Source organism: Vibrio sp. HDW18 (assembly GCF_011306175.1).
Lineage (GTDB): Bacteria > Pseudomonadota > Gammaproteobacteria > Enterobacterales > Vibrionaceae > Vibrio > Vibrio chanodichtyis.
The window spans coordinates 2,219,453-2,245,613 of record NZ_CP049913.1; the positions used below are offsets into that span (position 1 = coordinate 2,219,453).

24 protein-coding genes are annotated in these 26,161 nt (G+C 46.0%); 10 read left to right on the forward strand and 14 right to left on the reverse strand.

What is annotated here, in order from left to right:
• Nucleotides 1-85: 85 nt before the first annotated feature.
• The 5 genes from G7083_RS10620 to pflB all read right to left on the reverse strand — a co-directional run bounded on the left by G7083_RS10620 (nucleotide 86) and on the right by pflB (nucleotide 7,360).
• Entirely contained in the window at nucleotides 86-2,020 is a 1,935-nt protein-coding gene (locus tag G7083_RS10620; protein WP_166014745.1) for a PrkA family serine protein kinase, read from the reverse strand.
• 259 nt (nucleotides 2,021-2,279) lie between these two features.
• On the reverse strand, nucleotides 2,280-2,780 hold the full coding sequence (locus G7083_RS10625; RefSeq protein WP_166014746.1) for a YfbU family protein: 501 nt from the start codon (nucleotides 2,778-2,780) through the stop codon (nucleotides 2,280-2,282).
• A gap of 193 nt (nucleotides 2,781-2,973) precedes the next feature.
• A complete protein-coding gene (pflA, locus tag G7083_RS10630; RefSeq protein WP_166014747.1) occupies nucleotides 2,974-3,714 on the reverse strand; it encodes a pyruvate formate lyase 1-activating protein in 741 nt (246 codons plus the stop codon).
• Nucleotides 3,715-3,922: 208 nt separating this feature from the next.
• The gene (locus G7083_RS10635; RefSeq protein ID WP_166014748.1) at nucleotides 3,923-4,909 is read right to left on the reverse strand and encodes a lipid A-modifier LpxR family protein; all 987 of its coding nucleotides are present in this window, start codon (nucleotides 4,907-4,909) and stop codon (nucleotides 3,923-3,925) included.
• 174 nt (nucleotides 4,910-5,083) lie between these two features.
• The gene (pflB, locus tag G7083_RS10640) at nucleotides 5,084-7,360 is read right to left on the reverse strand and encodes a formate C-acetyltransferase (protein ID WP_166014749.1); all 2,277 of its coding nucleotides are present in this window, start codon (nucleotides 7,358-7,360) and stop codon (nucleotides 5,084-5,086) included.
• 636 nt (nucleotides 7,361-7,996) lie between these two features.
• Here pflB and G7083_RS10645 point away from each other — a divergent pair.
• Nucleotides 7,997-8,770 carry an ABC transporter substrate-binding protein gene (locus G7083_RS10645; protein WP_166014750.1) on the forward strand — a complete coding sequence of 258 codons (774 nt, stop codon included), beginning with the start codon at nucleotides 7,997-7,999 and terminating at the stop codon, nucleotides 8,768-8,770.
• A gap of 141 nt (nucleotides 8,771-8,911) precedes the next feature.
• On the opposite strand, the gene xthA is transcribed toward G7083_RS10645, so the two are convergent.
• The 5 genes from xthA to dinG form a co-directional block, all read right to left on the reverse strand.
• Entirely contained in the window at nucleotides 8,912-9,718 is an 807-nt protein-coding gene (xthA, locus tag G7083_RS10650) for an exodeoxyribonuclease III (RefSeq protein WP_166014751.1), read from the reverse strand.
• 83 nt (nucleotides 9,719-9,801) lie between these two features.
• Entirely contained in the window at nucleotides 9,802-10,020 is a 219-nt protein-coding gene (gene rsmS, locus G7083_RS10655; RefSeq protein ID WP_166014752.1) for a pleiotropic regulatory protein RsmS, read from the reverse strand.
• Nucleotides 10,021-10,569, reverse strand: a complete 549-nt coding sequence (locus G7083_RS10660) for a primosomal replication protein (RefSeq protein WP_166015043.1) — start codon at nucleotides 10,567-10,569, stop codon at nucleotides 10,021-10,023.
• Nucleotides 10,569-11,345, reverse strand: coding sequence for a TSUP family transporter (locus G7083_RS10665; protein WP_166014753.1), 777 nt, complete (start codon nucleotides 11,343-11,345; stop codon nucleotides 10,569-10,571). Before G7083_RS10665 ends, G7083_RS10660 begins: the two co-directional genes overlap by 1 nt.
• A gap of 34 nt (nucleotides 11,346-11,379) precedes the next feature.
• Nucleotides 11,380-13,455, reverse strand: coding sequence for an ATP-dependent DNA helicase DinG (gene dinG, locus G7083_RS10670; protein ID WP_166014754.1), 2,076 nt, complete (start codon nucleotides 13,453-13,455; stop codon nucleotides 11,380-11,382).
• A gap of 508 nt (nucleotides 13,456-13,963) precedes the next feature.
• On the opposite strand from dinG, the gene G7083_RS10675 reads away from it, so the two are divergent.
• Nucleotides 13,964-14,959, forward strand: a complete 996-nt coding sequence (locus G7083_RS10675) for a porin (protein ID WP_166014755.1) — start codon at nucleotides 13,964-13,966, stop codon at nucleotides 14,957-14,959.
• Between the two features lie 54 nt (nucleotides 14,960-15,013).
• Here G7083_RS10675 and G7083_RS10680 read toward each other — a convergent pair whose 3' ends face one another.
• The 4 genes from G7083_RS10680 to G7083_RS10695 all read right to left on the reverse strand — a co-directional run bounded on the left by G7083_RS10680 (nucleotide 15,014) and on the right by G7083_RS10695 (nucleotide 18,285).
• The gene (locus tag G7083_RS10680) at nucleotides 15,014-15,514 is read right to left on the reverse strand and encodes a YchJ family metal-binding protein (protein WP_166014756.1); all 501 of its coding nucleotides are present in this window, start codon (nucleotides 15,512-15,514) and stop codon (nucleotides 15,014-15,016) included.
• A gap of 55 nt (nucleotides 15,515-15,569) precedes the next feature.
• Nucleotides 15,570-16,790 carry an EAL and HDOD domain-containing protein gene (locus G7083_RS10685; protein WP_166014757.1) on the reverse strand — a complete coding sequence of 407 codons (1,221 nt, stop codon included), beginning with the start codon at nucleotides 16,788-16,790 and terminating at the stop codon, nucleotides 15,570-15,572.
• Nucleotides 16,791-17,010: 220 nt separating this feature from the next.
• Nucleotides 17,011-17,751: a UDP-2,3-diacylglucosamine diphosphatase gene (gene lpxH / locus G7083_RS10690; RefSeq protein ID WP_166014758.1), complete on the reverse strand. Its 741-nt coding sequence runs from the start codon at nucleotides 17,749-17,751 to the stop codon at nucleotides 17,011-17,013.
• A gap of 39 nt (nucleotides 17,752-17,790) precedes the next feature.
• Nucleotides 17,791-18,285, reverse strand: a complete 495-nt coding sequence (locus G7083_RS10695) for a peptidylprolyl isomerase (protein WP_166014759.1) — start codon at nucleotides 18,283-18,285, stop codon at nucleotides 17,791-17,793.
• Between the two features lie 145 nt (nucleotides 18,286-18,430).
• Between G7083_RS10695 and cysS the strand changes: the two genes are divergently transcribed.
• From cysS to ybgE, 8 genes are all read left to right on the forward strand, one after another.
• Complete coding sequence (gene cysS / locus G7083_RS10700; RefSeq protein WP_166014760.1) at nucleotides 18,431-19,810, forward strand: cysteine--tRNA ligase; 1,380 nt, start codon at nucleotides 18,431-18,433, stop codon at nucleotides 19,808-19,810.
• Nucleotides 19,811-19,930: 120 nt separating this feature from the next.
• Nucleotides 19,931-20,452, forward strand: coding sequence for a crossover junction endodeoxyribonuclease RuvC (gene ruvC, locus G7083_RS10705; RefSeq protein ID WP_166014761.1), 522 nt, complete (start codon nucleotides 19,931-19,933; stop codon nucleotides 20,450-20,452).
• Between the two features lie 97 nt (nucleotides 20,453-20,549).
• Nucleotides 20,550-21,164 carry a Holliday junction branch migration protein RuvA gene (ruvA, locus tag G7083_RS10710; RefSeq protein WP_166014762.1) on the forward strand — a complete coding sequence of 205 codons (615 nt, stop codon included), beginning with the start codon at nucleotides 20,550-20,552 and terminating at the stop codon, nucleotides 21,162-21,164.
• A gap of 53 nt (nucleotides 21,165-21,217) precedes the next feature.
• Nucleotides 21,218-22,222 (forward strand): Holliday junction branch migration DNA helicase RuvB, encoded by a 1,005-nt coding sequence (gene ruvB, locus G7083_RS10715; protein ID WP_166014763.1) that lies wholly within the window; start codon nucleotides 21,218-21,220, stop codon nucleotides 22,220-22,222.
• A gap of 486 nt (nucleotides 22,223-22,708) precedes the next feature.
• A complete protein-coding gene (gene cydA / locus G7083_RS10720) occupies nucleotides 22,709-24,295 on the forward strand; it encodes a cytochrome ubiquinol oxidase subunit I (RefSeq protein ID WP_166014764.1) in 1,587 nt (528 codons plus the stop codon).
• Nucleotides 24,296-24,312: 17 nt separating this feature from the next.
• Nucleotides 24,313-25,449, forward strand: coding sequence for a cytochrome d ubiquinol oxidase subunit II (gene cydB / locus G7083_RS10725; RefSeq protein WP_166014765.1), 1,137 nt, complete (start codon nucleotides 24,313-24,315; stop codon nucleotides 25,447-25,449).
• Nucleotides 25,450-25,461: 12 nt separating this feature from the next.
• Complete coding sequence (gene cydX, locus G7083_RS10730) at nucleotides 25,462-25,569, forward strand: cytochrome bd-I oxidase subunit CydX (RefSeq protein WP_087479513.1); 108 nt, start codon at nucleotides 25,462-25,464, stop codon at nucleotides 25,567-25,569.
• 4 nt (nucleotides 25,570-25,573) lie between these two features.
• Complete coding sequence (gene ybgE, locus G7083_RS10735; protein WP_166015044.1) at nucleotides 25,574-25,894, forward strand: cyd operon protein YbgE; 321 nt, start codon at nucleotides 25,574-25,576, stop codon at nucleotides 25,892-25,894.
• The last annotated feature ends 267 nt before the right edge of the window (nucleotides 25,895-26,161 follow it).

The following is a 26,161-nucleotide window of genomic DNA, read 5'->3' on the forward strand; positions in this document are numbered from 1 at the left end:
TCTGGTGGTTGCCAATTGCCGATCTGCTATTTTTTGCAACCACTATGCTGGCTTGGTGAACGCCAAGCATAGTTGCCAATCGCACTTATGATGATTTACGTACTCGTAAATACCATTCAGACAATAAGCGAACTTGTTTTTCGGTGTAGCCTTTTTCCATCATGCGTGCCACGAAATCATCGTGTTTTTTCTGATCATCAGAAGAGGTTTTGGCATTAAACGAAATCACTGGCAGTAGATCTTCGGTATTGGAGAACATTTTTTTCTCGATCACCGTGCGCAATTTTTCGTAGCTGGTCCACAGTGGATTTTGACCATTATGGTTGGCGCGTGCACGCAATACGAAGTTGACGATTTCGTTACGAAAATCTTTCGGGTTACTGATCCCTGCGGTTTTTTCAATTTTTTCTAATTCACTGTTCAGCGCTGAACGTTCAAATAGCTGACCGGTTTCCGGATCGCGATACTCTTGATCTTGGATCCAGAAATCGGCATAGGTGACATAGCGATCAAAAATATTTTGCCCATATTCAGAATAGGATTCCAAATAGGCGGTTTGAATTTCTTTGCCGATAAACTCGACATAGCGCGGGATCAAATACCCTTTGAGAAATTCATGATAACGATCAGCCGTTTCCGGCGCGAACTGTTCACGCTCTACTTGCTGCTCAATAACATAGAACAGATGTACGGGGTTGGCCGCGACTTCGGAATGGTCAAAGTTAAACACTCGCGATAGAATTTTGAATGCAAAGCGGGTCGAAAGGCCGACCATCCCTTCATCCACCCCTGCATAATCACGGTATTCCTGATAGCTTTTGGCTTTGGGATCGGTGTCTTTTAGAGTTTCACCATCGTACACCCGCATTTTGGAAAATAATGATGAGTTTTCTGGGACTTTAAGGCGTGACAGTACACTAAATTGCGCCAGTAGTTCGAGCGTGCTGGGCGCGCAAGGGGCTTGAGCCAGCTCACTGTGATCGAGCAATTTTTGGTAGATCTTCACCTCTTCTGATACACGCAGGCAGTAGGGCACTTTGACAATATAAACCCGATCAAGGAATGCTTCGTTGTTTTTATTGTGGCGGAAAGTTTGCCATTCCGATTCGTTGGAGTGGGCGAGGATCATGCCATCAAAGGGTAACGCGGAAAGCCCTTCGGTGCCGTTATAATTCCCTTCTTGAGTTGCGGTGAGGAGCGGATGCAGCACTTTAATCGGCGCTTTGAACATCTCCACAAATTCCATTAACCCTTGATTGGCGCGGCACAGTGCGCCGGAGTAGCTATAAGCATCCGGATCATCTTGTGAGAAATGTTCCAGCTTGCGAATATCCACTTTGCCGACCAGTGACGAAATATCTTGGTTGTTTTCATCGCCCGGCTCGGTTTTGGCAATCGCGATTTGATCCAAAATCGATGGGCGTACTTTCACCACTCTAAACTGGGTAATATCACCGCCAAATTCGTGCAGCCGTTTTGCCGCCCACGGCGACATAATTGAGTGCAAATAACGGTGTTCAATCCCGTATTCTTGCTTGAGTAGATCGCCATCTTCGTTGACATCAAACAGACTAAATGGGTGATCGTTGACTGGGCTACGCTGCCCATTGGCCGACAACACATAAATCGGCATTTGCTGCATCAAGGCTTTCAGCTTTTCGGCTAATGAAGATTTACCGCCACCGACTGGGCCTAACAAATAGAGGATTTGTTTACGCTCTTCTAAACCTTGTGCCGCATGTTTAAGGTAAGCCACAATCTGTTCGATCGCTTCTTCCATACCATAGAAATTTTCGAAGGTTTTATAGCGTGCAATCACTCGATTAGAGAAAATACGGCTCAGGGTCGGGTGTTTAGAGGTATCAACCATAATTGGCTCACCAATGGCCATCAGTAAGCGCTCGGCGGCATTGGCATAAGCACTTTTGTTTTCTTTACACAGGGTCAGAAAATCTTGAATCGACAGATCTTCATCTTTGGCGGCTTCATAGCGAGCCTGAAAGTGTGAAAAAATACTCATTGTGTTTCCCCTTTGAAAATGTCGTCCCGACACAGCACAGCCATAAACCAATGCTTAACGTATTAAGCCTAGTTAGTGATTGATGGTTTTGCTTCATCAATCATTGATTAATTTCAATTGAGATCAGGATGAAACGGGTGAGTAAAGGCAAAGTAGGGGATTGAAAATTGGACTAATAAAAAGCTGGCATGCTATGGCCAGCTTTAAAGTGGATTTCACGAGCTTGGTGTTAACGATGAGCCATTGCTTAGTGCTAGGCTTAAGCGTTGATAATTTGCCGCAGTTCATTGGCCGAGAGATGGTACTGACGCGGGCAGTCACGCCACGTGGTCAGCATTCGTTGGTATTTAGCCAACATCGGCACTTGGCTGTTGAAATGATGATCGCCTTTATCAAATTGAGGGTATAAACCTTCCGAGTCGACTAAAAAGCGTACGTAGTGGGTGAGCTGCGCTTCGCTCGCCAAGTCAAAGCCGAGGAAAGTTAAGCGACGTTGGTCGACTTCTTTGCGTGCGGTCTCATCGAGCATGCGGTTCGATTCCTGCATCGCATGATACATTTCCATTATATCGATAATTTGACGACATTCGCTTTCTGCTAGGCAACCGAACTCACGATTGAGTTCGCGCATTTGCAGCTCATAGCCACGTTCGACAATGGTTTGTAATCGCTGGTATTGATTGGCGTTACTTGGATCGAGCTGTGACATCAGGAAATATTGATTCGAGAGGATCAAACGTTGAGCGTTAGTCATTTCCATATAAGGTCTCACTTTAAATCAGAGTTATTATTTTGCTGAATTAAGGTTAACAGGATTGGTGTGTTGTGAAATATGATCTGGCTACACTTTTGATGGCGAAAGGGTAAAAAAAAGCCAATTGTTCACCACTGACGGGCAAAAAAATACCAACCAGATCGGTTGGTATGGTTGGAACAGTTTAGGCGAGGTGAGATCAGTATTTGACGTTAGAGTGATACTGCTCAAGGATGGCGACTATATTATCCATCGTTTCTTTGCTGGGCGGATTCACCCCTTCCAGCGGGTATTCTTCACCCATCGCTTCCCATTTATGAGCGCCCAGCTTGTGGTAAGGCAATAGCTCAATTTTCTCGATATTTTCCATATCTTTAATGAATTCGCCAAGCTGGTGGGCCGATGCGGCATCATCGGTATAACCCGGAACCACGACATAACGCAGCCAGGTTTTTTGGCCAATTTGATGCAGATAGCGGGCAAAATCTAGAGTACGTTTATTGGATACGCCAATCAGATCTTGGTGGATGTCATCATTCATCTGTTTGATATCGAGCATCACCAGATCGCTCACTTCCAGCACTTCATCAATGACTGGGGTGAACTTACGAATATGACCATTGGTATCTAAACAGGTGTGGATACCTTCGGCTTTAGCGGCGCGGAATAAATCACGCACAAACTCCGGTTGCAGCATCGCTTCGCCGCCGGAACAAGTAATACCCCCACCAGAGGCATTCATAAAATGGCGGTAAGATTTGGCTTCTTGGATGATTTCCTCAACCGTGACTTCTTTGCCACTATGCGTGTCCCAAGTATCTCGGTTGTGGCAATATTTACAGCGAAACAAGCACCCTTGTAGGAATACAATAAAGCGGATTCCTGGGCCATCAACAGTGCCACAAGATTCGAAAGAATGGATCCGACCAATGGTAGACATGAGCGCTTCTCAGTTATGTTATTTGAGCGGCATTTTATTACAAATAGCAGGGATTAAATAGGCTTATCTCGCGCAGAATTGTTCAGTTTACTAGCCGTAGCAAGGGCTCACGCTCGATAAGCCAAATCTGTTCACGGCATGTGAACCGCGACACATGATGCAGTGTGCCAGCCCGGGGTTAAGTCACGGGCTGGTGTGATCACTCAGATTAGAAAAACGCATACAGCGTCACGCTACCAGTACCGCTGATCGAATTTTGATCCTCTTTATATTCAGGGCTACTTGCGGTGAGAGTTAAGCTGGCACCAAAACTGCGAGCGTACATGGCAAAGCCTGCGACAGCGGTGGTTTGCCATGGCTTAACATGCACTTGATAGTACTCAGATGGCTGAGCTAAATTATCCAGTTGTCGATTCCCTTCAATAGTGACATCGTTAAAACGGTAACGTGCTTTAATGCCGCTAAACACAAACCAACCTTGGTCGGATGCGCCAATCATACCGGGGGTAAATGGGTTTTCAGAGGAAATCTGTGCCGCACCAAAGTTATTTTCTAAATCGGTACCCCAGCGCAGCATCAAGCCGGAAGAGAGATCACTGCGAAAATTGCCCACATTGACTTCTGAGATGTTAGCCAATTCGAATGTTGTGCCTGCCAATGCTGGGTAACGTCCCCAGTTGAAATGCGAGCGGTAGCCTAAGCTGCCTACCAATTTGTCTTCGACTTGGTATTCCCAGCCATTCGGTTTATCCGAGTTGGTAATACTGTGCACGATCTTCTGGGCTTGTTCGGATAATGAGCCATCGCCAGTTAAGCCTAAGGTTAGGTTGAAGCGCTGAGCTTGCTGTGGATGTAGGCTAAGATAATTAAACTCAGTGTGCAGATAACCTGCATAGGGCCGCTCATTCGGCTGTGGTTTGTCAAGTTCAATGTCTGAAGGGGTCCACATTTTATGACCGAGGCTAAATTCCCACTTATCGAGACTTGGCGCTCCCCAGATCGCAAGACTCAGTGGGCGAGCGAATGGGTAAGGGGTGATTGCTCCTGAGGTATAAGTAAGGAAAAAGCCATTGGTGTAGTTTTGGTCGACCCCGAACACACCATCATTATCGATGCTGAGGGAAAAAGTCGGCGTAGGTGCTGCGGTAACGTAAGTGCTGACCAGCAGCAAAGGCAAATAGCGAATCGATTTCATGATGTAGTGGACTATGTTGGAAAGATAAAACAAAAGCTGATGAATCATGAGCTATTGCGGACAATAAACCTAGTAGAGAAGAGCACAAATGTGCAGTCAGATACACAAATTATTACGTACGATGAAAAACAAAAAGCCCCGTTATTACGGGGCTTTAGTTAGATTCGCTAAATCTTACAGAGATTCAGTGAAAGTACGTGCGATAACATCTTGCTGCTGCTCTGCAGTCAGAGAGTTAAAGCGAACTGCATAACCCGATACACGGATAGTCAGTTGTGGGTACTTTTCTGGGTGCTTAACAGCATCAAGCAGAGTGTCACGGTTCAGAACGTTAACGTTCAGGTGTTGACCACCTTCGATGCCAGTTTCATGATGGAAGTAACCATCCATCAGACCTGCTAGGTTAGCACGTTGTGCGCCCTCATCTTTACCCAGTGCATTTGGCACGATAGAGAAAGTATAAGAGATACCGTCTTTTGCGTGAGCAAATGGCAGTTTACCAACAGAAGTCAAAGATGCTACTGCACCTTTTTCATCACGGCCGTGCATTGGGTTTGCGCCTGGTGCGAATGGTGCGCCAGCACGACGACCGTCTGGTGTGTTACCTGTCTTCTTACCGTATACCACGTTTGATGTGATAGTCAGGATTGACTGAGTAGGAATCGCATTGCGGTAAGTGTTCAGTGAACGGATCTTGGTCATGAAACGCTCAACCAATTCACAAGCAATGTCATCGACGCGAGCATCGTTGTTACCGAATTTAGGGTAGTCGCCTTCGATTGCGAAATCGACCGCTACACCATCTTCGTCACGCACGGGTTTCACTTTTGCGTACTTGATAGCAGACAATGAGTCAGCCGCAACAGACAGGCCTGCGATACCACATGCCATAGTACGACGTACATCACGGTCATGCAGCGCCATCAGTGCCGCTTCGTAGCTGTACTTGTCATGCATGAAATGGATAGCATTCAATGACGTGACATATTGAGTGGCCAGCCAATCCATGAAGTGATCCAATTTGTCCCATACATCGTTGAAGTCAAGAACTTCGTCCATGATCTTAGGCATTTTTGGACCGACTTGGATTTTCAGTTTCTCATCCACACCACCGTTGATTACATACAGCAGAGTTTTTGCTAAGTTGGCACGAGCACCGAAGAATTGCATGTGTTTACCAATCACCATTGGTGATACACAACATGCGATCGCGTAGTCATCGTTATCGAAGTCTGGACGCATCAAGTCATCATTTTCGTACTGGATTGAAGATGTATCGATCGATACCTTCGCACAGAACTTCTTGAAGCCTTCAGGCAGTTTTTCAGACCACAGAACCGTGATGTTTGGCTCTGGAGATGGACCCATAGTGTACAGTGAGTTCAGGAAGCGGAAGTTAGAACGTGTTACCAGCGTACGACCATCCAGACCCATACCACCCATAGATTCGGTTGCCCAAATTGGGTCGCCAGAGAACAGCTCATCGTACTCAGGAGTACGTAGGAAACGAACCATACGCAGCTTCATTACGAAGTGGTCGATCATCTCTTGTGCTTGTTCTTCTGTGATCTTGCCCGCTTTCATGTCGCGCTCAATGTACACGTCCAAGAAAGTAGAAGTACGGCCAAGCGACATCGCTGCACCGTTTTGAGACTTAACAGCAGCTAGGTAGCCGAAGTAAGTCCACTGGATCGCTTCTTGCGCAGTTTCCGCAGGGCGAGAAATATCGTAACCATATTTCGCAGCCATAACTTTCATTTGGCCTAGCGCACGGTGTTGCTCTGCAATTTCTTCACGCAGTTGCATGGTCATGTGCAGATCTTCGCCAGTTTCGAATCTTTCCTGTAGAGACTTGAACTGAGCCAGTTTGTCTTTCATCAGGAAGTCGATACCGTACAGTGCAACACGACGGTAGTCACCGATGATACGACCACGACCGTATGCATCAGGCAGACCAGTCAGCACGCCAGATTTACGGCAAGCCAGAATTTCTGGTGTGTAGATGTCGAAAACACCCGCGTTGTGGGTTTTACGGTATTCTGAGTAGATTTTTGAAATTTGTGGATCCAGTTCACGGCCGTAGGCTTTGCATGAACCTTCTACCATACGCACGCCGCCGTTAGGGATGATCGCGCGTTTTAGAGGAGCATCAGTTTGTAGACCAACGATTTTTTCTAGGTCTTTATTGATGTAACCAGCATCGTGAGCGGTGATGGTAGAGATAAGTGAAGTGTCGAAGTCAACAGGAGCGTGAGTTGAGTTTTCCTGTTTGATGCCAACCATCACTTTTTCCCAAAGCTTGTTAGTCGCTTCAGTACCTTCAGAAACTAGGAAAGATTCGTCGCCTTCATACGGTGTGTAGTTCTTTTGAATAAAATCACGAACGTTAACTTCGTTTTGCCAGTCACCTGCTGCAAAACCTTCCCAAGCGTTAGCAAATTGCTCTGCCATGACATACCTACCTTTATTAGTAGAAAAAACACGTACTGTTTTCGCTGTTGAGTCAGCTATCCCCGTAGGGCGCAGTACACTCTTCAATAACGATATCCAAATTCACTCTGTCATAGTTTGAATATGGATATTGCTATTAGTTCCAGCAACGCAGCTATTCTACACTAAAAAAAAATCGCAATCCTTAAACTAAATCAATAAAAGTTAAAAAATTAAAATAAAGTTTATTTGGTATCACTAAGGTCGGTTTATCTATCGGCATCAATAACTCATGGTGATGATTGCAAGTGTCGACTTGTAGCACGAGTTAACAGCAAGCATAGCAATCAAATCCATCCTGCGCATCTCAGTTGGTGTACTACTTTGCACCCCAGATACGTACTCATTGCTCGTGTCCTAACCACGGGGGCTATAGGATTGAGCATTATAGGCAAGTCTGCGATTGGCGGCGAGTTTAGCGTGCTTATTCTGCGTATCGATTGATCTCGATCACTTTACTTATGTAAATGAATGATCCCTGATTATCATTATTAATATCAATAGGATAGTTTGATTTTATTTGTGTACTTAAAGTAGTGTATTTTTATCTAGTCGCGCACTGTAACACAGTATCACCACCAGCACAGGAATCTCGATATGAAAAAATGGTTAGTTGTCAGCGTATTAATGGTGGTGACTCTGAGTGGAGTCAGCCAAGCAAAACCATGGACCACACTACGCTTTGGTATTGAAGGGGCGTATCCTCCTTTTAGTTGGACTGCTGCTGATGGTTCACTACAAGGCTTTGATGTTGATATGGCGCATGCGCTGTGCGCTGAAATGCAGGTGGAGTGTAAAATCGTTGCTCAAGATTGGGATGGCATCATTCCAGCCCTGCTCGCACGCAAATACGACGCGATTATTGCCGCGATGTCGATAACCGAAGATCGTAAATCGAAAGTCGATTTTACTGATAAATATGCGCTGATCCCGAACAAGTTTATTGCTAAAAAAGGCACTAATCTATCGTTTAGCCAACTAGGTTTAAAAGGGGTGAAGATTGGGGTGCAACGAGCCACCACTCACGATAAGTATCTTACCGATAATTATGGCGATGTAGCCGAGATTGTGCGCTACGGAGCTTCGGAGCAAGCTTACCGAGATTTGGCTAGCGGACGGATTGTGACGCTGTTGGGCGACGCTTCAGTATTAGAGGCGGTGCTTAATAAAGTGGGAGGCGATGGATATGAGTTTGTTGGCCCTGCTCTCACCGATTCTAGATGGTTTGGTGAGGGGTTTGGGATTGCCGTACGTAAACAAGATAAAGATTTAACTCAGCAATTGAACGCGGCGATCAAGGCGCTGCGTGATAAGGGCATTTATCAGCAAATCCAAGCCAAATATTTCACCTACGATGTGTATGGTGAGTAATTTCTGCTTCGCTCGGTTGCAATCGGCCAATATGCCATACCGCGATGCGGTGAATCTCCCCCTGTTATGGCTCAATAGGGGGAGGGATCGCCAGTTGGTTAAGCGGTGATTAAGGGGTTAAGCAGTGACTAAGGGTCGCCATTAACTAAAAGTGGCCCAAATCGGGGCGTGATCTGATGGCTTGTCAATGGCGCGCAGCTCATAGTCGATGCCAGCCTCTTGGCATGTCTCTGCCAGTGCTGGTGTAGCAAGGATCACATCAATGCGTAGACCGCGGTTATCTTCAAAGCCACGTGAACGGTAGTCAAACCATGAGAATTGATCATCCACTGTTGGATGCAGTTGACGGAAGGTATCGACTAACCCCCAATCTAATAAGGTTTGTAACCACTCACGCTCTTGTGGCTGGAAGGAACACTTACCGGTTTGTAACCAGCGCTTGCGGTTGGCTTCACCGATGCCGATATCTAGATCGAGAGGGCTGATGTTGATATCGCCCATTACTACTAAACGTTCGCTATTGCTGCATTGTTCGCGCAAGTAGCTCATCAAATCACGATAGAACTGACGTTTATAAGGGAACTTAGTCTCATGCTCAATATTGTCACCTTGCGGGAAATAACCGTTAAGAATGGTGGTTTTATTACCTGCTTGGTCGGCAAATGTCGCCATAATCATCCGTTTTTGGTGATCTTCGCTGTCGGTTGGGAAACCTTTAATCACTTCCTGTGGGGTTTGTTTGCATAAAATCGCTACCCCATAATGGGCTTTTTGACCATGGAAATAGACTTGATAGCCCATCTCTTCCACCGCTTGACGAGGAAAAGCCTCATCATGAACTTTAATTTCTTGCAAACCAATCACATCCGGCTGGTGCTTATCGATCAGCGCTTGCAGTTGATGCAATCTGGCACGTAGACCATTGATGTTGAAGCTAACGATTTTCATGGAGATTCCTTTTGATTGACTGGAGGGTGATGGTATCACCTCTATTTGAGAGCTCACCAGCGCTTGCGTAAGCGTGATATTAGCTAAATCGAATGTGGTTTTGGTGTTAATTTAGATTCTAAGTCATGCTTGACGATCTCTAGCGCGGCCAGTGCGATATGTGGCGCAATGGCATGAGATTCCAATAAATAGATCAGATCAACCGCCAGTTTTATCTCATCGGCGGCTTCATTTAATGGGATAGATTGTAATGGGGCAGATTGCAAAGGGGCAGATTGCAAAGTGGTAGATTGCGGCGACATTTAGGCTTTTCTCTCCTGCATGGTGATGCGTTGCTCAAGCTTTATTTTTGCCGCTTGGCAGCGGTTTAGCCGCTGCTCGGCGAGCAGCAATGCTTGTTGCGCGTTCATTTTTTGGATTGGATGCGCTTGCGCCAGCAATAGCTCTTTATCACTCACCAGTTCCATCAGCCGACGTTCCCAATCCTGATGCTGCGCCAATTCTTGGTAAAGCGCATTAATCGGCTTTTTAAAATAACTGGTGGGCTTAGGCTCTTTACGGCGTACATTTTGGGTTGAAATCTCACGCTTAAGCGCCGCAATTTGAGCCAATAAACGTTCGGATAAATATTCAGCGCGTAGCGCGGTCAAACGGCCACTCTCTTTTTCGCGGATCAAGGCTTGCAAAGTCGCATGGGTTTCGGCCACACAAGGTGTCAACAGCTTACCATGACAATGAAACAGCACCGCATCAAACAATGGTTGGCTGTGTTCACCGCGTTGGCGATCCACATGCGCAGCAGAAGATTTGAGCTCGTTGAGCGCTTCATCCAGTTTGGTGTATTTATCCATCATGCGATCCACCATGCATCATAAGCCAGTTTTGTGGCGAGCAAAGTCACCAGCACAATAAACAGTGGCCGAATAAAACGCGCGCCCAAACGAATGGCGGAATGCGCTCCGACCCATGCTCCCGCCATTAAGCAGATGCCCATGGTCAGGCCGAGTAACCAGTTAATATGGCCGAGCAGGGCAAATATCACCAGTGAGGAGAAGTTACTGGTAAAGTTCATCGCCTTAGCAAGTCCCGAGGCGAACAAAATATTAAAGCGGTATAGCGCCATTGAACTGACCGTCCAAAATGCGCCAGTGCCGGGCCCCGCTAAACCGTCATAAAAACCTAGCCCGAAACCTTGTAAAATTTGTTTACGCTGCAATTTGGGGCAAGGTTGTGGGGTAGTGCTTTGCCGATTGGACTGCGGACGATGCCACACCGTATAGAGAGCGGCGGCTAAGATCAGTAATGGTAGCACTTTGGCGAGCCATTCGGTGCTGATCGCATCAACGGTTAGAGTACCGATTATCGCGCCAAGTAAAGTGGCAATAAAAGCGCGTTTCCAACAAGCTGGATCAAACAATTTTTGTCGATAGTAGGCCCATGCTGCGGTTGAAGAGGCAAATGTCGCTGCGAGTTTGTTGGTACCTAATGCAAGGTGAGGCGGCAAACCGAGTGACAGCAGAGCCGGCACCGTCAGCATGCCACCGCCGCCGGCGACCGCATCAATAAATCCGGCGATGAAAGCCACCAGAGCCAGTACCACTAGAGTGGTGGGTTCTATCCATTCCATCAAAAGCGCATCCTAAGTCGATGATTCGTTATAATTAGTATTCGATGGTACGTTTAAACGGCGGTAAAGCATCCAACAAGGCTTTTCCGTAACGCTTAGAGACGACTCGCCGATCAAGGATGACTACTCTACCAGAATCACGTTCTTTACGCAGTAAACGGCCAACCGACTGGATGAGCTTTTTACTGGCTTGTGGAACCGTGATCTGCATAAATGGATTGCCACCGAATTGCTCAATATACTCGGCATGAGCTTGCTCGACCGGCGAAGTCGGCACCGCAAATGGAATTTTGGTGATGATCACGTTCTCCAATAAATCGCCCGGCAGATCCAGTCCTTCCGAAAAGCTGCCAGTGCCAAATAAAATACTGGTTTTTTGCTTTTTTATCAGTTTTTTGTGTTGACTTAGGATCTCTTGGCGTGACTTTTCGCCTTGGATTTGTAATGTCCAATCACGCTTGGTGAACTCTTTTTGTAAAATCTCCGCCACTTCACGCATTTGCCAATAGGAAGCAAACAGCACCAAATTGGCTTTATCTGCTTGTAAGTAGCAGAGTACTTTATCGGCTAAATAGGCGGTATACCCCGCCGCTTGTGGCTCAAGCGCCATTTTAGGGATCAGTAATTCGCCTTGAGTGGCATAGTCAAACGGTGAGGCGAGAGCCAAAAATTGTACCCCATCCTCGGCTTTCTCACTGATCCCAGCTTGGCGGCAGAAAAAGCTAAACGAATTTAAGGCTCTCAACGTGGCAGATGCCAGCACTGCGCCGATACAGCGGCTCCAGATTTGCTTATCAAGCTGCCAACCAATTTCTAGCGGTGATACGCTGACTAAATAGTCGCCCTCACGCTCGGTGCTGATCTCTAACCAACGAGCCAGCGGCGCTCCTTTCTCCTGATTGGGTTTGGCCATTAGTTGCCAAACTTGGCTGAGATTTTCTAAACGTTGAATATAAAAGCCGAGTTCGCCTAATGCCGGTTCGGCAATTCTGGCCGCCAATTCGCCCTCTTTGACCTTTTCCGCAATTAAATCGGTAATTTTGCCTATAGCTTGTGTTGTTTTCTGCGCAGCTTTGCTCAGAGCTTGCGACTCTTCGGCCAGCCACACCGGTAACTCACCATGTTCAAAGCGGTAGATACCATCGACAAATTGCTCGGCCACAAACTGCTTGGGCAACTGGGCTAAAGTGGGAATTAAAAATTGCATTGCCTCACGAGCTTCTTGTGCAAAGCGCTCGGCACGCTTCTCATCACTCAAAGCGGTAAATTTGGCTAATGATTGATTGAGTTTTTCTAACCAACTGGCTGCGCCTTTTAATGTCGCGGCCGCTGAGGCATGTTCGCGGGCGACAGTCGGTAAATGATGCGCTTCATCAAATACGTAGATTGTCTCTTCCGGCGCAGGCAGGATCACCCCACCACCTAAATCAGCATCCGCCATCACTAAACTGTGATTAGCAATAATCACATCCGCTTTATCTAACTCGGAACGTGCTTTTTGAAATGGACAGTGGCGATGGGCGCTAAAACTGCCATTACAGCTGTGTTTATCACTGACAATCATCGCCCATAAATGATCGGCAATCGGGGTTGGCCAAGCGTCGCGATCACCATCCCATTTGCCTTGGTTGAGCGCGTGATAAAGCTCATTCAACAATGCGCTCTCTTGCGGTTTCGGTTTGCTTTCGAACAGTGCTATTTGTGCATCATCGGTGGTGCAAGTGGCGGCTAAACGCTCGCTACAGCAATAACGTTGACGTCCCTTGGCCAGAATAAAGGAAAAACTTTGATCACTGATGCGCCGGTAAAGCGGCAGATCTTTATTCAGCAGCTGCTCTTGCAGTGCTACCGTCGCGGTGGATACCACAACTTTACGTCGATTGACCAGCGCAACCGGGATCGCCGCCATTAAATAAGAAAGGGATTTACCAATGCCGGTTCCGGCTTCGGCCACCAAGATTCGGTTCGATGGGTGATAGTTGCCACTCAGTGTCTTTGCGATTTCAGCCACCAGAAAATTTTGCGCGCGTCGTGGAATAAAGTTATCCAGTTGATGTTGTAGATTGTGGTAACTGTTGCGGATCGAGTCTTGGATGTTTTTTGTCAGCATAAGGGGGCCCAAAGTACGTTGCCGTGATGGTAGCACAGTTCAATCCGTGATACCTAGGTCACGAAATTCCATGGTTTTGGTTCAAAGTTTGATCTGGATCACGAAATAAAACTGAACTTTTGAGGAGCTGGGTTTGCTTGCTTGCGTGAGAAATATATCCCTTGATCTAGGTGATTAAGTTTTTATTAAAAACTATATTTTCATATTTTGTGGTTGTTGTTTGGATTTTTGTGCTGTCTAGCCTTGCAATTAGCATTTCGACTCTGCCTGGCTGCTAGTTCAGAAGTCGCTCGAAAAAATCACTGCAATAAGTGTAACGCTATGATATTTTTTGATTTTATGTTTTTTTTGTTGGTTTTTTTATGATGTTTGACATGCAGAATATTCTTTTGCAATCTTAGTCACGCACAGTGGTGGTTATGACTAAACAAAGAGTTAGCAAACCATCATCTACACAACAGGGAACCGGATAGGGAATTCCCAACTTAAGAAAAGGCAGTGGATTAATATGAAAAAAACATTATTAGCAGTGGCAGTAGCCACTTTATCAACGCAAGCATTTGCAGAAGCACCGAAAGCTATTTCTGCTGATCAATTTAAAGTGAGCGGCCAACTTGGACTTGGTGGCTATTATGACTCATATACTAATTCTGTATACGATGATTGGGCTACAGCAGCAACAGTGAAAGTGCACTACAAGAATGGATACATTGTTGGTTATCTAGAAGCTGATCTAGAGATGAACTTTGATACTAATGAAAGTAAAGTAAGTCCATATGAAGGTCCAATTCAAAATGGCCCTGCTACTGACATTGATAAAGCTTGGATTGGTATTGACACAGGGTATGGCATTCTGTCTTGGGGCTGGGAAAATGATACAGCGCTTGACGTCGTTGACGGTGCTGGTGATTTTACCGCTGAGTTTGGTAATAGTGCAGGCGATGTATCTGATGCGTTCAATGTTTTCCAATTCCGTGGTAAGACGGCAAGTATCGCTTATGGTATCTCTTATTTTGATACCAAAGATGACCGTGATGATGAAGAAGCTGATAGTGGTCTAAATGGTTTTATCGGTTATGAATCTGATCTATTTAATATCTATGCTGGTTACGAAACACGTGATGAGGCTAAATATGATGTTATGTCTCTATCAGGGAACGCAACATTCGGGCTTTTGCAAATCGGTCTTAATGCGTGGATTAATGATGGAGATAAGGGTGATCTGACTGGTAAAAATTTAGATGAAAAGAAATCAACAGGATTCTATACCAGTGCTGCTTATCAGTTAACGGATGATTTCACTCTAGCGCTTGGTTATTCTGCTACAACGGATGAAAAGAAAGGCTCCGCCGATGTTGATGCTTCATACATCAACGTATCAGGATTCTACAATCTTAATGGTGTAGACATCCAATTTGATGTAAAACAGGACATCAAAAATGGTGATGCAGGTATTAACCAAGAAGAGACTTGGGTATTTGCTGCAGCTTACTGGTACTTCTAGTTAGTTATCGATCTTATCTATGTAAAAAAGCCGATGTGATCGGCTTTTTTATTTTTACCCACAACACTTTTTAAATTTTTTGCCACTACCACAGGCGCAAGGGTCGTTGCGCCGCTGTTTCGGTGTAGCGGCAAATTCGCCATCAATAAATTCGCCATCAATAAATTCGCCATCAATAAATTCACCATCAATATAGTACCAAGTGCCATTTTCACGCACAAAACGCGAGCGCTCAGCAAGGCACTGCTCTTTGCCTTGTTGCTCAAAATAGGCGCGAAAGTGTACAAATCCTTCCTCGCTGGTCGCACCGGGTTCGGCCGCCAGCACTTCGAGGCGTCGCCAGTGGCTGTGTACCGATTCGCTGATCGCTTGGCGTTCATCTTCCGCATGGCAAGAGGGGTGGTAAGTTTTGATCACAAACTCAACATCTTGCAGCATGTGGGCACTAAAGCGTGCCCGCATCAGTTGCTCTGGGGTTTTGGCTTGCAACGGATCATGATGGATCGGTTGGCAGCACAAGGCATAGGATAGGGTATTTCCGCAATAACAGGACATAACAATATTTAGATTTAGCCGATGATCGAGTTGCCAAGTCTAGCGAGCGATTGGGTTAATTACCAGCCTGTGCACCGAGAAGATCTTCGCTCCATTTGATCGCTTCGATATAACATTCGTTGAGCGCATCACTGGGTAGATTGAGGGCTTTAGTCAGTGCTAGCACTTGTTCCCAGTCGGCCATTTCATACGCTTTGTTTAAATTCAGGATCTGTCCAAGCGTACCGCCACCTTGGGTTAATGCCACTTTAATCTCTTCTTCGATGGGTATTTCATGCACAATCGACTCTAGAGGCTGGTCGAGTAAGCTATCCAGTAATGAGAACATTCCGGTGAGAAAGCCAGCCTCAGTATTGATGGCTGGCGTGACTTGTTCACACAATCGTTCACAAAAACGCGCGCGTAAAATCGCCAAATCATATAAGTACTCTGGCTTTGAGTCTTGGGTCGAAGCGACGGCCATTAACGCGATAAATTTACGTAATTTTTGTAGCCCTAGATAGACTAAGGCTTGGCGAAATGATTGAATTTTGGTGCTCACCGTGGTTGATGAGTTAACAAAACTGAGTAATTTATACGACAGCGAGACATCTTGAGCGACGATCGCTTCGATTTTTCCAAAATCAACATCGGGCTTGGAAACTTCTCTGAGTAAGTTAACCACCGCGAGGAAAGAGGGTTGCAGGGCTTTGCGCTGAATAATTTCTGGTTTACTAAAAAAGTAGCCTTGAAAGTAGTGAAATCCCGCGGCTTTGGCTTGTTCAAACTCTTGATAATTTTCTACTTTTTCAGCCAAGAACTGGATCTTGGTCGCACGCAGTTTATTGATGAACAGGTGCGCTTTTGGGATCGGCACTAAACGGATATCAAACTTGATGATCGAAATATAAGGCAGAAAAGCTTTCCATTCATTGCTGGGAATAAAGTCATCAAGAGCGATTTTGTAACCATATTGAGCCATCTTTTTGACTGCGTTAAGCAATTCATCGCTTGGAGGGCAGTCTTCGAGGATCTCAACCACTAGACTTTTGACCGGAAATAGGGTCGGGATCATATTGATCAGGCTTTGGTAGGGAAAGTTAACAAAGCCAAGGTGATCGCCCAGCGTCTTGTAATGCGCGCTCAAAAAGTGATCGGACAGTAATCGGCTAGTCGCTTCTTCAGGATCGATATCTGGAAAGGTATTTTTGGGGCCATCCCGAAACAGCAATTCATAGCCGATAGTGCACTTATCGCGATCTAAAATCGGTTGTCTGGCTACGTATGAATATTTCACAGGTTCATCTATCCTTCAGTCTTGTTATCCCCTTCCTACTTGAAGCTGCAGCGGTGTTGGCTACGTTCGTTCACCCCAATCACATAGTTTGTCTATGCTCATGGGGACTCACTTACTTGCCGCCTACCTGCAACTCCAAGTTGTTTGGGTATACATTTATTATTCATTATTGATTATACGAAGACTTTTATCCCGTAAACGTCCCTTTATTAGCATACAATCAACCATTATGTCTAAGCGGTTGAGACAATAATTGGTATTCAGCTGATTTAGAATAAGTTAATACTGAACTTTGCTCATACCAATCACCTAATACAATGCGTGTTTTTGGCTTATTTTGATCGGCCGCAATCTGGTGAATCGCCGGGCGATGAGTGTGGCCGTGGATCATTAAGTCAACCTGATGATGTTGCATGACCTTTAGCACTTCACTGGGTGTAACATCCATGATCTGCATCGATTTGTGCTGTTTGTGATCTCGAATATCAGACTGAATCTTGCTCACTATGCGCTGGCGTAGCGCAAAGGGCAATAATGCAAACAAGCGCTGCAGCCAAGGTTGGTGAACTTTGTTACGAAATGCGAGATAGCGAGTATCTTGGGTGCACAGGGTATCACCGTGCAGCAATAGGGCTTTTTGTCCATACAAATCAACCACCGCTTCGTCCGCCAGTAATTGTACACCGGTCTGTTTGGCAAACTGTTGCCCGAGCAGAAAATCACGGTTGCCTTTGATCAAATAACAGGGGACACCTTGTTGCGTCAGTTGGCGAAATTCGGCTTTGATCTGCTGAGCAAAGGCGCTTGGGTCATCATCTCCCACCCAAAAATCGAACAGATCACCAAGTACATACAGTGCATCGGCTTGAGTCGCCTGTTCACGTATAAACTGGATAAAGGCGGCAGTAATCTCAGGTTGGTGAGCCGAGAGATGGAGATCAGAAATAAATAGTGTGTGCATTTTTATAACAAAAGGAGCGCCTAAGCGCTCCTCATCCAATTAAGCTTCAATCGTAGTGCTGGTGATCAGCACTTCTTCTAGTGGTACATCTTGATGCATGCCATAAGAACCAGTGCTCACCGCCTTGATTTTATTGACGATGTCCATCCCTTCAACCACTTCGCCAAATACGCAGTAGCCCCATCCATCGCGGCTTTCGGCACGGAAATCTAGGAAGATATTATTGTTGACGTTAATAAAGAATTGCGAGCTGGCTGAATGTGGATCCATGGTACGAGCCATCGCTAGAGTACCCACTTTATTGCTCAGGCCATTGTTGGCTTCATTACGAATCGCGTCGCGCGTCTCTTTTTCACGCAGGCCAGAAGTCATGCCGCCGCCTTGGATCATAAAACCATCAATCACGCGGTGGAACAAAGTGTTGTCGTAGAAACCTTCACGGCAATATTGCTCAAAGTTTGCGCTAGTGATTGGCGCTTGTTCAAAGTTGAGCTGAATTTTGATGTCACCAAAATTGGTATGCAGGGTGATCATGAGTTTTACCTTCGCATTTATCGATTGAGAGCCAGAGTTTAGCTTAACTTTTTGTGCATTCAAAACATCAAATGGATGACCTAGCAATCTTTGAGTTGTTATACTGTCCGCCATTTATAATTTTGCTGGTAATCAGATAGCGATCATGTTGAAGATTTATAACTCACTTACACGACAGAAAGAGGAATTTAAACCCATCACCGCTGGTAAAGTGGGCATGTATGTGTGTGGTGTCACTATTTATGATCTCTGTCATATTGGACACGGACGGACTTTCGTCTCTTTCGATGTGGTCGCCCGTTATTTACGCTACTTGGGTTATGATTTGACCTTTGTGCGTAACATTACCGATATTGATGACAAAATCATCAAACGTGCGACAGAAAACCAAGAAAGCTGTGAGTCATTAACCGAACGTTTGATTCAAGAAATGTACGCCGATTTTGATGCATTAAACATTAAGCGTCCGGATGTAGAACCTCGCGCTACGGCCTACATTGAAGAGATTATTGCGCTGGTTGAGCGTTTGATTGAACGTGGTTTCGCCTATGTGGCGGCTAACGGCGATGTGATGTTTGAAGTGGGCCAATACCGTGAGTACGGTAAGTTATCTAAACAAGATTTGGATCAATTGCAGGCTGGCGCTCGGGTGGATATTGAAGCAGCCAAACGTAGCCCATTGGATTTTGTGTTATGGAAAATGTCTAAACCGGGTGAGCCAACGTGGCAATCACCTTGGGGAGCCGGCCGCCCAGGTTGGCATATTGAATGTTCGGCAATGAACTCATCAATTTTAGGTCATCATTTCGATATTCACGGTGGCGGTTCCGATCTGCAATTTCCTCATCATGAAAATGAAATTGCGCAATCTTGCTGCGCCCATGATACCCAGTACGTTAATACTTGGATGCACAGTGGCATGGTGATGGTCGATAAAGAGAAGATGTCTAAATCATTAGGCAACTTTTTTACTATCCGCGATGTACTTGGTCACTACGATGCAGAAACCATTCGTTATTTCTTGATGTCCGGTCACTACCGTAGTCAGTTAAATTACAGTGAAGAGAACCTCAATCAAGCGCGCGCTTCGTTAGAGCGACTGTATAACGCGCTACGTGGTTTGGATTGCTCGGTGCCTGCCGCTGGTGGTGAGGAGTATGTTTCTCGTTTTACTGCCGCGATGAACGATGATTTCAATACCCCGGAAGCGTATTCGGTGTTGTTTGATATGGCGCGTGAAATTAATCGCCTGAAAAGTGAAGATGTGACCAACGCCAGCGCATTGGCAAGCCTGATGCGTGAGCTAGCGGATGTGATTGGTATTTTGTACCAAGAGCCAGAAGCGTTTTTCCAAGGTGGCGCTGAAGATGAACAAGCAGAACAAATTGAAGCGTTAATCAAACTGCGTAACGATTCGCGTGCCAGTAAAGATTGGGCGAATGCCGATCTGGCGCGTGATCAGCTTAATGCGTTGGGCATCGTGCTGGAAGATGGTCCTAACGGTACGACTTGGCGTCGTAAATAACCCCCATCCAATCAAAGAGTGGGCTTAGGCCCACTCTTTTTCTAACGGTTTTATATTTGCTAACGGTTCTGTATTTTTGCGTGTTATGCGCCGGTTTCAAATCAACAAGGCAAGCGAGTTATGTCGATCATCTTAGGAATAGACCCGGGATCACGAGTAACGGGGTATGGGGTGATCCGTCAGCAAGGGCGGCAACTTATCTACCTTGGTAGTGGTTGTATTCGTACTTCAGAGCAAGCGTTGCCACTGCGTTTGAAGCAAATTTATGCCGGGGTGAGTGAAATCATTACCCAATTTCAGCCGGATGATTTTGCGATTGAACAAGTCTTTATGGCTAAAAATGCTGATTCAGCGCTGAAACTGGGCCAAGCCCGCGGCAGTGCGATTGTCGCGGCAGTGAATGCCGAGCTTCCAGTTTATGAATATGCCGCCAGATTGATTAAACAAGCTGTGGTCGGAACGGGAGCGGCAGATAAAAGCCAAGTGCAACATATGGTACAACAAATGTTAAAACTGCCCGGTAAACCACAAGCCGATGCAGCGGATGCATTAGGGGTGGCGATTTGTCATGCGAATACCAATAACACATTATTGGCATTGGCAGGGCAGGCGACCAGTGCGCGTCGTGGTCGCTATCGTTGATGGGATTAAACTTAGGCTGGTTTTTACTGGCTATCCATCCAGTTATTGATTATCATCTTGCCCATCTTACTTTTCCCTCATCCATAAGGAATTTCCTGTGATTGGACGTCTTCGCGGCACGCTGATTGAAAAATTGCCACCTCAAATTTTGCTTGAAGTGGGCGGAATTGGCTATGAAGTACAGATGCCAATGAGCTGTATTTATGAACTGCCCAACCTTGGTGAAGAGGCGATCATTTATACCCATTTTGTGGTGCGTGAAGATGCGCAATTGCTGTATGGCTTTAATACCGTTAATGAGCGAGCTCTATTTCGTGAGGTAATTAAAGCTAATGGTGTTGGTCCGAAGATGGGGCTGGCTATTTTATCGGGAATGACCGCTACTCAGTTTGTCCGTTGTGTCGAAAAAGAAGATATTTCTACCCTGATCAAACTGCCTGGTGTTGGTAAGAAAACCGCGGAAAGACTGGTGGTCGAAATGAAAGATCGCTTAAAAGGTTGGGGGGCTGGTGATCTGTTTACCCCTGCCACTGATGCCGCGCCGATGGATTCGATACCTACTATCGCGCAGAATGCCCAAGAAGAAGCGATAAGTGCATTGTTGGCGTTAGGCTATAAGCCTCCTCAAGCTTCCAAAGCGGTGACTCAAGTCGCCAAACCGGGCATGAGCAGTGAAGCGTTGATCCGTGAAGCTCTGCGATCTATGGTGTAGCCACAGAGATTGATGCATCATTTGCCACTCAGCGTTAAGTCAATAGAGAAGATATGATAGAAGCCGATCGTTTAATCGCTCCGGTTAATCACACTTTTAAAGATGAAGAAGTGATTGATCGCGCGATTCGTCCTAAGCAGCTTGCTGATTACCAAGGCCAAGATCACGTGCGTGATCAAATGGAAATCTTCATTAAAGCCGCGCAACAACGCCAAGAGGCGTTAGATCATCTGCTGATTTTTGGCCCGCCGGGTCTGGGCAAAACAACCTTAGCCAACATTGTCGCCAATGAAATGGGAGTGAATATTCGCACCACATCTGGCCCGGTATTGGAAAAAGCCGGTGATTTGGCGGCGCTGCTGACCAACCTTGAGCATAATGATGTGCTGTTTATCGACGAGATTCATCGCTTAAGCCCGATAGTCGAAGAAGTGCTGTATCCAGCCATGGAAGATTACCAACTGGATATTATGATTGGTGAAGGTCCTGCGGCACGCTCGATCAAAATTGATCTGCCTCCTTTTACGTTAATCGGTGCGACCACTCGTGCCGGCTCTTTAACCTCACCACTGCGTGATCGGTTTGGGATAGTCCAGCGTTTGGAGTATTACCAAGTGGCTGATTTACAAAATATTGTTCAGCGGAGTGCCCACTGTTTAGGGCTTTCAATGGACAGTGATGGGGCATTAGAAGTGGCACGACGGGCACGCGGCACCCCGCGGATTGCCAACCGCTTGCTGCGCCGAGTGCGAGATTATGCGGAAGTCAAAGGTGATGGGCATATTTGCGCGCAAACGGCAGATAAAGCCCTCGATATGCTTGATGTCGATCATCAAGGATTCGATTATATGGACCGAAAATTGTTGCTGGCGATTATGGAAAAATTTTCCGGTGGTCCAGTGGGATTAGATAACTTAGCTGCGGCAATTGGTGAAGAGAAAGATACCATTGAAGATGTGTTAGAGCCTTTTTTGATCCAGCAAGGTTATTTACAACGTACACCGCGTGGTCGGATTGCCACCGATCGCGCTTACTTACATTTTGGGCTTGAAAAATAATTTTTGGCTTGAGAAGTGAGGGTTATTCCACTCGCTCAGTGTATTGGGCGAGTTTAGCTGGTTTGATAACGATCGCATTTCTACTATTTACTTCATCTAATCCATTGTTGGTATCAATGATAAATTGTTGGTATCACTGATAAATTGTTGGCGCCATATTGTTTTTTGTTTGAGCTGCATCACTTTATTTACCGTTTGATAACTCAATTGCTTTTTCCATTTTGATTTAGATCATCCTGATGATTTATTGCGCACTTTTCTGTGGGTAAAACTGATGTAGATCAAAGCGTAATTCTTCTAGAAACCTTTTGAAACAAGCTCTGTTTGGCATTAGTATTAGCGCTAGCTTATATCAGCTGTGACTTAACAATTAACTAATTATATTGGTGCTAAATCGCAACGCAATCGCAGCATTTTGCTGACGTTTGGCTTTGTGATTGTTGTGCTATGTCGAACGTGTCATTCAGCCGACACAAAGGAGTTATCATGATCGATGTCGTCGATTTATCGCGGTTGCAGTTTGCGCTGACTGCGATGTATCACTTCCTGTTTGTTCCTCTGACTCTAGGTATGGCGTTTTTACTTGCCATTATGGAGTCTCTTTATGTTATGACCGATAAACAGATCTACAAGGACATGACCAAGTTCTGGGGTAAGTTATTTGGGATTAACTTTGCGCTTGGTGTTGCCACCGGCCTCACCATGGAGTTCCAGTTTGGGACTAACTGGTCCTACTATTCACACTATGTCGGTGACATTTTTGGCGCGCCTCTCGCGATTGAAGCCTTGGTGGCTTTCTTCCTTGAATCTACTTTTGTCGGCTTATTCTTCTTTGGCTGGGATCGCCTATCTAAGCGCCAACACTTGACCGTAACTTGGTTGGTGGCGTTAGGTTCTAACTTCTCGGCATTGTGGATCTTAGTGGCTAACGGTTGGATGCAAAATCCAGTCGGTTCTGAGTTTAACTTTGAAACCATGCGGATGGAGATGGTGAGTTTTGCCGAAGTGGTACTTAACCCAGTTGCGCAGGTGAAATTTGTCCACACTGTCGCGGCAGGTTACACCACGGGTGCGATGTTTATTCTCGGTATCAGCGCCTACTACTTATTGAAAGGTCGTGATGTTGCGTTTGCCCGCCGTTCTTTTGCGATTGCGGCCTCTTTTGGTATGGCTTCAGTGCTGTCGGTTATCGTATTAGGCGATGAATCTGGCTATGAACTGGGTGATGTCCAGAAGGTCAAATTAGCGGCGATTGAGTCTGAATGGCACACCGAGCCAGCCCCTGCGGCTTTCACTCTGTTTGGTATTCCAAACCAAGAAACCATGCATACTGACTATGCGATAAAAATTCCTTACGTGATGGGGATTATTGCAACCCGTTCACTTGATGAACAAGTGATTGGCTTGCGTGACCTGCGCGCTGAACACGTAGAGCGGATCCGTAATGGTATGTATGCCTATGAGCTGCTTGAGCGTTTACGTGCTGGTGAAAAAACGCCAGAAAATATGGCGACCTTTGATGAAGTGAAACAGGATCTGGGCTACGGACTTCTGCTTAAGCGTTACACCGACAAAGTGACCGATGCGAGCGAGGAGCAAATCCAAGCGGCTGCCGATGATTCAATTCCAACCGTATGGCCACTTTTCTGGTCATTCCGCATCATGGTTGCTTGTGGCTTTATTATGCTGATCGTATTTGGTGCTGCCTTTATCCAAACCTGTCGCCAGAAAATTGAGCAGAAAAAATGGGTACTGAAAGCAGCATTATTCAGCATTCCGCTACCTTGGATCGCAGTCGAAACCGGTTGGTTTGTGGCTGAATTTGGCCGTCAGCCGTGGGCAGTCGGTGAAATTTTACCGGTTAACATTGCCGCTTCTGCGCTTAATGTCAGTGATATCATCATTTCAATGCTGGCGATTTTAGCGCTATACACCATTTTCCTGATTGCCGAAGTGTACTTGATGGTCAAGTTCGCCCGAATGGGTCCAAGTAGCCTTAAAACCGGACGCTATCATTTTGAACAAGGTGCTGAATCAGTTCAGGATCAAGTTAATCGTCAAGTTGAAGCATAAGGCGAGGAGATATAACCATGTTTGATTATGAAATCTTACGACTCATCTGGTGGATACTGATTGGTGTGCTGCTGATCGGCTTCGCCATTACCGATGGCTTTGATATGGGCGTGGGTGCCTTGGTACCTGTGATTGGTAAAACCGATAATGAACGTCGCGTGATGATCAACTCGATCGCTCCACACTGGGATGGTAACCAAGTTTGGTTAATCACCGCCGGTGGCGCACTGTTTGCCGCTTGGCCATTAGTGTATGCGACATCATTCTCTGGATTTTATCTCGCGATGCTGGTGACGTTAGCCGCATTGTGGCTGCGTCCGCTCGGGCTTGATTACCGCTCAAAAATTGAGAGTAGCAAGTGGCGCAATAATTGGGATTTAGCCATCTCAGCATCTGGTTTCATCCCACCGGTGATTTTCGGGGTTGCGTTTGGCAATTTGCTGCAAGGCGTACCATTCCAATTGAGCGACTTTCTGATGCCAACCTACCATGGTTCATTCTTTGGTCTGCTTAATCCATTTGCTCTGCTGTGTGGTTTGGTTAGCTTGTTTATGATCTTGCTGCAAGGTTCAACATGGCTACAGATGAAAACGACGGCTCATGTTCATCAACGCGCGCGTAATGTCGCCCAGTTGATGGGTATTTTGACCGTAATTTGTTTTGTTGCCGCAGGTTTCTGGATCCAGCAAATTGAAGGTTATCTATGGGTAGGTGTCGTTGATGGTAATGCCGCTTCGAACCCGTTGAATAAAGAAGTGGTTCGTGAGGCGGGCGCTTGGCTGCGTAACTTTGAACAAGTGCCGCTACTATGGTTAGCCCCAGCGCTAGGCGTGTTGATGCCGCTGCTGGCTGTGCTTGCATCACGCTTGAATAAAGGTGGTTTTGCGTTCTTGGCTTCTAGCTTAGGTAACGCTGGCGTTATCTTGACCGCTGGCTTTGCGATGTTCCCATTTGTGATGCCTTCCAGCCTCAATCCATCACATAGCTTGACTATGTGGGATGCAACTTCAAGCAAACTGACGTTAGAGCTGATGACTGTGGTTGCGGTGGTGATGGTGCCTATCATTTTGGGTTACACCATCTGGAGTTACTACAAGATGTTTGGTCGTCTCGATGATAAATTCATCGAAGATAATAAAAATTCATTGTACTAAGGAGCAATTATTATGTGGTATTTCGCATGGATTTTGGGCGTATTGCTGGCCTGTTCATTCGGTATCATCAATGCTCTTTGGCTAGAGCATTCTGAGATGATGGATAAAGACAGTGAATAATCGGTTGAAATCGTGGTCTGAACAGATCGCCGTTTTCCACCGCATCACAGATAAGGCCTGGTTACAGGCCTTATCTTTAGGGTTAGGTTTTTACCATACGGCAATGGTGATGTGGGATCCCAGCAGTTATGCCGCTCGGATTGGCGGCTTTAACGCACTGCTTGCTCCGCTGATGATCTGGGCTATTTGTGCCAGTATGATATTTGGTATCGGGTTTAAACCGCGTTACTGGCTATGGCAGGTGGTGTTTAGTCCCTATCTCTCACTGACGATCTTGAGTTATCTGACCTTGGTGCCATTTATCGGTTATATCCTTCCAACTTGAAGTTGCAGCGGTGTTGGCGACGTTCGCTCACCCCAATCACATCGTTTGCCTATGCTCATGGGGATTCACTCACTTGCCGCCTACCTGCAACTCCAAGTTGTTTGGGTATAGCTGGTGGTTTAATAATTGATGAGCTTTTAAGCAGATTGGCGCTGTCTCTTTGAGATAGCGCCAATTTTTATTATTCGCTTAAGAAAACTTTATCCGCATTTGTACTATCATCCAAGAGTTGCGTTATAGTAGCGGCCGATCCTAGGTATATGAGAT

Excerpts from the sequence above, each read along its gene's own strand:
- G7083_RS10620 (WP_166014745.1), bottom strand. The coding sequence starts at position 2,020 with ATGAGTATTTTTTCACACTTTCAGGCTCGCTATGAAGCCGCCAAAGAT.
- G7083_RS10625 (WP_166014746.1), bottom strand. The coding sequence starts at position 2,780 with ATGGAAATGACTAACGCTCAACGTTTGATCCTCTCGAATCAATATTTC.
- pflA (WP_166014747.1), bottom strand. The coding sequence starts at position 3,714 with ATGTCTACCATTGGTCGGATCCATTCTTTCGAATCTTGTGGCACTGTT.
- G7083_RS10635 (WP_166014748.1), bottom strand. The coding sequence starts at position 4,909 with ATGAAATCGATTCGCTATTTGCCTTTGCTGCTGGTCAGCACTTACGTT.
- pflB (WP_166014749.1), bottom strand. The coding sequence starts at position 7,360 with ATGGCAGAGCAATTTGCTAACGCTTGGGAAGGTTTTGCAGCAGGTGAC.
- G7083_RS10645 (WP_166014750.1), top strand. The coding sequence starts at position 7,997 with ATGAAAAAATGGTTAGTTGTCAGCGTATTAATGGTGGTGACTCTGAGT.
- xthA (WP_166014751.1), bottom strand. The coding sequence starts at position 9,718 with ATGAAAATCGTTAGCTTCAACATCAATGGTCTACGTGCCAGATTGCAT.
- rsmS (WP_166014752.1), bottom strand. The coding sequence starts at position 10,020 with ATGTCGCCGCAATCTACCACTTTGCAATCTGCCCCTTTGCAATCTGCC.
- G7083_RS10660 (WP_166015043.1), bottom strand. The coding sequence starts at position 10,569 with ATGGATAAATACACCAAACTGGATGAAGCGCTCAACGAGCTCAAATCT.
- G7083_RS10665 (WP_166014753.1), bottom strand. The coding sequence starts at position 11,345 with ATGGAATGGATAGAACCCACCACTCTAGTGGTACTGGCTCTGGTGGCT.
- dinG (WP_166014754.1), bottom strand. The coding sequence starts at position 13,455 with ATGCTGACAAAAAACATCCAAGACTCGATCCGCAACAGTTACCACAAT.
- G7083_RS10675 (WP_166014755.1), top strand. The coding sequence starts at position 13,964 with ATGAAAAAAACATTATTAGCAGTGGCAGTAGCCACTTTATCAACGCAA.
- G7083_RS10680 (WP_166014756.1), bottom strand. The coding sequence starts at position 15,514 with ATGTCCTGTTATTGCGGAAATACCCTATCCTATGCCTTGTGCTGCCAA.
- lpxH (WP_166014758.1), bottom strand. The coding sequence starts at position 17,751 with ATGCACACACTATTTATTTCTGATCTCCATCTCTCGGCTCACCAACCT.
- G7083_RS10695 (WP_166014759.1), bottom strand. The coding sequence starts at position 18,285 with ATGATCACCCTGCATACCAATTTTGGTGACATCAAAATTCAGCTCAAC.
- cysS (WP_166014760.1), top strand. The coding sequence starts at position 18,431 with ATGTTGAAGATTTATAACTCACTTACACGACAGAAAGAGGAATTTAAA.
- ruvC (WP_166014761.1), top strand. The coding sequence starts at position 19,931 with ATGTCGATCATCTTAGGAATAGACCCGGGATCACGAGTAACGGGGTAT.
- ruvB (WP_166014763.1), top strand. The coding sequence starts at position 21,218 with ATGATAGAAGCCGATCGTTTAATCGCTCCGGTTAATCACACTTTTAAA.
- cydA (WP_166014764.1), top strand. The coding sequence starts at position 22,709 with ATGATCGATGTCGTCGATTTATCGCGGTTGCAGTTTGCGCTGACTGCG.
- cydB (WP_166014765.1), top strand. The coding sequence starts at position 24,313 with ATGTTTGATTATGAAATCTTACGACTCATCTGGTGGATACTGATTGGT.
- cydX (WP_087479513.1), top strand. The coding sequence starts at position 25,462 with ATGTGGTATTTCGCATGGATTTTGGGCGTATTGCTGGCCTGTTCATTC.